Origin of the sequence: Paenibacillus sp. PastM-3 (genome assembly GCF_029893965.1) — a bacterium.
GTDB lineage: Bacteria > Bacillota > Bacilli > Paenibacillales > Paenibacillaceae > Paenibacillus_AQ.
This window is the reverse complement of sequence record NZ_JARXXP010000062.1, coordinates 1-6,561: the sequence shown is the minus strand read 5'-3', so window position 1 is coordinate 6,561 and position 6,561 is coordinate 1. Positions and strand designations below refer to the sequence as shown.

The following is a 6,561-nucleotide window of genomic DNA, read 5'->3' as shown; positions in this document are numbered from 1 at the left end:
CGGTGGACACCCTTGCCCTTGGCTATCGGTAGGCGCTTGCCAGCCCCCGTTCGGGACTTTCACCCTAGAGATGACGCCCATGCTGGGCGTACCACCAAAAAGCCCGTCCGGCACAGAAGTGCGGGCGGGCTTTCAATATATCCGGAGCGCTTTGCAGCCTGCCCCGTTCTACTCTTTAATCAGGGACAGAAATTCCGCGCGTGCAGCCGCATCTTCACGGAATGTGCCTCTGGTGGCCATAGTCACCGTCTTGCTGCCGGGCTTCTTCACCCCGCGGGCACACATGCACAGATGTTCGCCTTCCACCACAACCATCACGCCGTGCGGACTAAGCACTTCGGCCATAATGTCTGCGATCTGCGCTGTAATACGTTCCTGCACCTGCAGACGGCGGCTAACAGCCTCCACAAGACGGGCCAGCTTGCTAAGCCCGGCAATCCGTCCGCTTGGCACGTAACCGATATGGACCTTGCCGAAGAAAGGGGCCATATGATGCTCACACTGGCTGTAATAGACAATATCTTTTACGATGACCAGCTCTTCATGAGACTCATCAAATGTTACGCCGAGCGCCTCGCGGGGATCTACTGAATAACCGCCAAAGATCTCCTCATACATCCGCGTGACACGTGCCGGCGTATCCAGCAAGCCTTCACGGCCGGTGTCTTCACCGATTAATTCCAATATTCTGGCAACGTGGTACTCGATCTGTTCACGGTTCGCAGATACCTTGCCGTTCACATATTCCTTGATGCCCCCCATAGAGCCTCCCCCTTTCGTCCCCGTATCTGTAATCATCTATTACGAGAACCCTTTATCTGCCTTTGCGGCCCTGCTTCTGTCTGGCTGCAGGTGCAGGCCGTCCCGGCTGGTTATTGTTTTTGAGCATCTGCTGCGCACGCTGCATCTGCTTGTTGTTCAGGTTATAACCCATTTGCTTCGCGACCTTCTGGAGCATTTCCGGATCATTCTGCATCGTTGTCATTTGTCTGCGCAGATAGAAAACACCAATGGCAAATCCGCCGATCAGACCTACGACAAGCGTAATAATAGGCAACGCAATATTCATCTAAAGTCCACCTCTGTACTCAATTGTCGGCATTGCCCGTCTTGGGCACGCGATTCTATCATAGCATTTCAACATCTGGACAGCAATTGGTAAATCCCATAGGCCAGGTTGAAACGGCTGAGCCTTTAAAAAAGATAAATCCCCGCTTGATCCGGTGCTGTCTGCCCGGCCTCCAGCTCCAGCAGACAGCTCTTAATGCTGAGCCCCCCGGCGTAGCCCACAAGGGCACCAGCAGCCCCGATGACCCGGTGGCAGGGGACAATGACAGGAACCGGATTGCGGTTATTGGCTCCCCCGACTGCCCGGACCGCCTTGACGTTCCCTGCCGCAAGCGCGATATCCTTATAGGAAACTGACAACCCGTAAGGAATGGTGCGCAGCGCCTCCCAGACCTGGAGCTGAAACGGGGTCCCGCGCAGATCCAGCGGCAGCGAAAAGTCCCGCCGCTGTCCGCTGAAATACTCTGTGAGCTGATGTTTCACTCCGGCAAGCGGCCCCTCCCCGGGCAGCAGCTCCACCTTGCCCATCCGGGCAGCCAGCCATTTCTCCATATCCGGCCGCGTCCCGGCAAGCGGACCGAACCGGACCAGACACAATCCCTTATCCGTTGCGCATAACGTCAAATCACCGATCAGTGATTGCATTTCACTGTAATATACCGTTGTTAAGTCTGCGGATGCCGCCATGCTACGCTTATTCAAAGCCAGGCTCCTTCTGCTCCAGCAGTCTGCTGCGTGCCCGGTCCAGCATTTCCCGCACCGTGCCATCCTCTTCACGCTGCAGCGCCTGCTCCACCGCTGCCAATGCCTCTGTGCCGCCGATTTTACCGAGTGCCCAGGCAGCGGTACCGCGCATCTCCGGACGCGGTTCGCGCAGGACAATCTCCGTCAGCTTGGGCACGGCAGCAGCCTCCTTAAAATTCCCCAGCGCAATTACCGCGTTGCGCTGAATCGGCTTCTTGCCGCGCCAGGCTGCCGAGCTCATGCCGAATTTCTCCTTGAATTCCCGGTTGCTGAGATCAAGGATCGGCAGCAGCAGCGGCTTGACGATTTCCGGATCAGGCTGCAGCTCCGGGCGGTGATTCCAGTTCTTTCCCCGGTTCTTGGGGCAGACAATCTGGCAGGTATCGCAGCCGTACAGGCGGTTGCCGATCTTTGTCATATATTCCTCACTCAGAAACCCTTTGGTCTGTGTGAGAAACGAAATGCACGCCTGGGCATTCAGCTGTCCGGGTCCGACCAGCGCCCCCGTAGGACAGGCATCAATACATTTGGTGCAGTCTCCGCAGCCGTCCTCTACAGGAGTATCCGGCAGAAAGGGAATATTCGTGATCATTTCCCCTAGGTAAATCCATGAGCCCCAGTCCGGAGAAATGACCGCACAGTTTTTGCCGCTGAAGCCGATTCCGGCCCGTTCCGCTACCGCACGGTCAACCAGCACTCCAGTATCGACCATACTTTCAAGCACGGCATCAGGAACGCGCTCACGGATAAAGTCCTCAAGCTTCGCCAGCGCTTCCCGCAGAACAAAATGATAATCCCGCCCCCAGGAGGCTCTGGCGAGAATCCCCCGCCGTTCCCCGGGCTCCGACTTGGGCGGGTTCTCCATTTTGGACGGATACGCTACGGCAATAGCAATAATAGACATAGGTTCACCATTCTTCAGGGCCGGGACGGTGCGTTTCTCGAGATCCTGCTCCTCAAAGCCTGACTCATAGCCCTTGTCCCGGTGATCCTGAAGAATGTCCTTTAAATATAGAAAGGGTTCAGCCGTAGTGAACCCGATATCGTCAATCCCCAGCTGCGGGGCAGCCTCTTTAATTTCAGCCTTCAGCTTCTCCCACCCGGAAGCCGGCGGGGCATATGCTGACGGGGCCTTGATGTTCATTTCCGCCTTCTCCTTTATTGAACATGATTCAGCCGGTCTGGCCGGCGCAGTTTATAGTGCATTCAGCTTGGACAGGGGCCACCAGATATATGCAGCCTTTCCGACTATGAAGGCCTCTGGAACAGCACCAAAATAACGGCTATCCTTACTGGCTCCGGCATGGCGGTTGTCACCCATTACGAAATAGGTTCCTGCTTCAACCGTTACCGCCTGGAAATCCGAGTCCTGAATTACCGTATCAACATAAGGTTCCTCAGCCAAAACGCCATTGACATACAGCTGATGTTCCTTTACTTCTATAACATCTCCGGGTACCCCGATCACGCGTTTGACCAGATACTCCTTCCGGTCCGGTCCGATACTGGGATCATGAAGCACGACAATATCGCCCCGTCCCGGGTCCGTAAAGCTGAGGGTGATTTTGTTAATAATCAGCTTCTCGCCTTCATACAGCGTCGGCTGCATGGACTGTCCGATAACAGTCGAGACATTGAATACGAATATATTAAGCAGCGACATGACTGCAAATACAATTGCAGCAGTAACCATCCAGTCCCGTATCTCGCGGGCCCATCTCTGCACAGGAGTTCTTCTGGAGCCGTTATGGGTAACTGAGCGGTATCTCTGCTTGCGGCTGCGCATAAGTTCTTCTTTGGTTTCCCCGTTCATATGCCACCCTCTTGCTCCGGTAATTAGTAGGGTACTGCCGCCGCTGCAGCTTTAGCCCGTAACAATAGAAAAGCATATCTCCCGGCCATTTGCAACGGACAACGGGGAGATATGCTTCAGTATAATGGAACAGACCATATAAGTCCTTAAAGTTCTCTATTCTAGTAAATGTTTCCGCTTACGTCATACAGCATGGCAGAGGTTCTTATCCGACAATGCTAAGCTTGCGTACGGATTTAAAAATCTGATTCTCGTTATAGCCCATAGCTTCATACAGGGGCAACGCAAACGAATTGTGCTCATCAACAGCCACGTAAATACCGCTAACCTTGCGTGCCTGGAATCTGCTTTCCATTGCCGAAACCAGACTTCTGCCGATTCCTCTGCGGCGGTATTCGGGATGAATCGCGATGCGGAAATAACAGCCATGATTCTTTTCAATCGTACCAATCAGCGCACCGACAATTTCTCCTTCTTCTTCAGCAACTACAATGAGATCGGAATCCCAGGAAAGCTGCCTGGAAAAAGGCTCAATCGTGCTCTCGAAACATTCTTCCGACAATGCGGTCTGCAGCAATTCAGTCACAGGGGTAACGTCGCTTAATTGAAAGGAACGAACGTGCATTCTTTATAATCTCCCTTTTCTATGGCTTGGATGTTACAAAAAGAAGGAGTTCCTGCAAAAAATAAACACAGAAAAAAAGCATGAAAAAAAAAGTAATGGATGTTATCTGAAGAAGCGACCGGATCCATCATGAGTAGAAGCTTTTCTTGTGGTCAAAGAAGTATTAACCGAATGTAAACGGCCGATCACATCTTCAATGTTCAAAAAACGAGGAATACCTGCTTTTAACTCTATTAAAGCACACTTTTCTGGCGATATCACCATTTTTCTTTGGTAAGCGCTTTATATCAAGCGCTTTCATTAAAACAATTTACACATTTTCATGATAAAGGTAAAATCTCTGGTATAAAAAGTGTTCCCCCGGGTTAATCTATCTCTTTAACATAGTGTTTACACTTCCCGTGAGGTTGTCACGGCTGTCACTTTTTAAACATTTATGTTTGTTTAATGTTGCATTCTTCTTCCAGATACGGTTTAATAATAATATCGTAGTGGGTACATACCCTATAAGACGTATTGGAAATAAGGGGTTTTGACGTCAAGACCGCCAAAATTCTTTATCATACAAATTCTCATAAAACTCAGGAGGGATTTTTCCATGGCATTTCAATTACCGGCACTTCCTTACCCGAACAACGCACTTGAACCGCACATCGACGCTCTGACAATGGAAATTCACCATGACAGACATCACAACACTTATGTGACGAACCTGAACGCCGCTCTGGAAAAGGCGCCTGAACTGCAAGACAAGAGCATCGAAGAGCTGCTCACTGACCTGAACGCAGTACCTGAAGCAATCCGCACTGCTGTACGCAACAACGGCGGCGGCCACGCCAACCACACCCTGTTCTGGGAAGTTATCGGACCTGGCGGCGGCGGCGCTCCGACTGGTGCACTTGCAGCAGCAATTGACAGCGAGCTCGGCGGCTTCGATAAATTCAAGGAAGATTTCGCTACTGCAGCTACTACCCGTTTCGGCAGCGGCTGGGCATGGCTCGTTGTTAAAGACGGCAAGCTGGCTGTAACAAGCACTCCTAACCAGGACAACCCGATCAGCGAAGGTGCTACACCGATCCTTGGTCTGGACGTATGGGAGCATGCTTACTACCTGAACTACCAGAACAAACGCCCTGATTACATTAAAGCGTTCTGGAACGTAGTGAACTGGGAAGAAGTCGGCAAACGCTACGAAAGCGCAAAATAAGACTCAAGCCGCATAAGCGGATTGAGTGAACATAACGGATACTGCCTTTGGGCGGTATCCGTTTTTGTTTGTTTTGGGGGATGAGCGGGCTCTGGTGGTGGCTGGCTGGGGGTGGGGGTGCGGATAAGAGTGGATGAAGGATGGATAAAAGGGATAGGAGTAATGAAGTGCGGCTAGGAGTGGCTTAGTACGGCTAGTGGGCGGCTTAGTGCGCCAGGAGTGACTAGGGTGGATTTGAGTAACTATGTGCGGATGTTGAGCGGCTACAAGTGACTATAAGTGGCTATGACGGTAATAAGTGACTATAAGCAACTATGAGTGACTACTAGTGAAATATGCATAACGATGAGTGATTATGTGTGGCTATGGACGAATATATGTAACGATAAGTGACTGTAAACGACAAATGTGCGGCTATGCTCCCTCCTCAAAACACCTATTGGACTTAAGTGTAGTTTATACAACTAAAACACGTGTTTCTCCCCCTTTCCTCCTGTTTAGCTGCATTCTGTACAATTAAAATTCCCGAATTTGCTGGTTTGGACCGTTTTGGGCTGTTTTAATTGCACAAAGTACAGCTACATGGCACAGAAGCCGATCTGCGCTGGTTTTAAGTGTACAAAATGAGCTATTTAGATTCTCGCCTAAACAGAAATGTATCTGCAAGGAAAAACCGGCCAAGCTAAAAGAGACTTAGTGGAAAATCGCTATCTATTATCAGCAATCTGGCCTGAGGAGAGAGACTAAGTGGAAAAAGGATACTTAATTCTACTATTTTTATGCGCAAAGACGAATTTAACCCAAAATAAGTACCTATTTTCCAACTAATATCCATAATTTCAGAGAAACGGTAGAATTAGATAGCGAAAATCCACTTAAATGTTTTTTTGAGCGAGAAGCCGGGAAACTGCTCACCCATTGGGTGGAATACTTTGGAGTAGCCTGAGTACATTGGCGCAATATGCAACAGCGTTGAGTGGCGCAAGCCGGGCCGCATCTGCGGAATAAGAAAAGGGGCTGTCCCAAAAGCCATGAAATGGCTACTTGGGACGGCCCTTGGTTTGGAGTAGGATGTACGTATTCACTTGGGTGGACGCTCCGCGA

At 50.7% G+C, this 6,561-nt stretch carries 5 protein-coding genes and 1 pseudogene; 1 reads left to right on the top strand and 5 read right to left on the bottom strand.

Annotation, left to right across the window (positions count from 1 at the left end; all coding sequences use genetic code 11):
* Positions 1-168: 168 nt before the first annotated feature.
* The 5 genes and pseudogenes from folE to M2108_RS31050 form a co-directional block, all read right to left on the bottom strand.
* Positions 169-762, bottom strand: coding sequence for a GTP cyclohydrolase I FolE (folE, locus tag M2108_RS31070; protein WP_277473323.1), 594 nt, complete (start codon positions 760-762; stop codon positions 169-171).
* A gap of 52 nt (positions 763-814) precedes the next feature.
* Positions 815-1,069, bottom strand: a complete 255-nt coding sequence (locus tag M2108_RS31065) for a YneF family protein (protein ID WP_068723224.1) — start codon at positions 1,067-1,069, stop codon at positions 815-817.
* 125 nt (positions 1,070-1,194) lie between these two features.
* Positions 1,195-2,956 (bottom strand): annotated as a pseudogene (queG, locus tag M2108_RS31060) (tRNA epoxyqueuosine(34) reductase QueG).
* Positions 2,957-3,007: 51 nt separating this feature from the next.
* Positions 3,008-3,625: a signal peptidase I gene (lepB, locus tag M2108_RS31055; protein ID WP_277473321.1), complete on the bottom strand. Its 618-nt coding sequence runs from the start codon at positions 3,623-3,625 to the stop codon at positions 3,008-3,010.
* Between the two features lie 205 nt (positions 3,626-3,830).
* A complete protein-coding gene (locus M2108_RS31050; protein WP_277473322.1) occupies positions 3,831-4,250 on the bottom strand; it encodes a GNAT family N-acetyltransferase in 420 nt (139 codons plus the stop codon).
* 598 nt (positions 4,251-4,848) lie between these two features.
* Here M2108_RS31050 and M2108_RS31045 point away from each other — a divergent pair.
* Positions 4,849-5,457, top strand: coding sequence for a superoxide dismutase (locus M2108_RS31045; protein ID WP_090715167.1), 609 nt, complete (start codon positions 4,849-4,851; stop codon positions 5,455-5,457).
* Positions 5,458-6,561 lie beyond the last annotated feature (1,104 nt).

Excerpts from the sequence above, each read along its gene's own strand:
- folE (WP_277473323.1), bottom strand. The coding sequence starts at position 762 with ATGGGGGGCATCAAGGAATATGTGAACGGCAAGGTATCTGCGAACCGT.
- lepB (WP_277473321.1), bottom strand. The coding sequence starts at position 3,625 with ATGAACGGGGAAACCAAAGAAGAACTTATGCGCAGCCGCAAGCAGAGA.
- M2108_RS31045 (WP_090715167.1), top strand. The coding sequence starts at position 4,849 with ATGGCATTTCAATTACCGGCACTTCCTTACCCGAACAACGCACTTGAA.
- M2108_RS31065 (WP_068723224.1), bottom strand. The coding sequence starts at position 1,069 with ATGAATATTGCGTTGCCTATTATTACGCTTGTCGTAGGTCTGATCGGC.
- M2108_RS31050 (WP_277473322.1), bottom strand. The coding sequence starts at position 4,250 with ATGCACGTTCGTTCCTTTCAATTAAGCGACGTTACCCCTGTGACTGAA.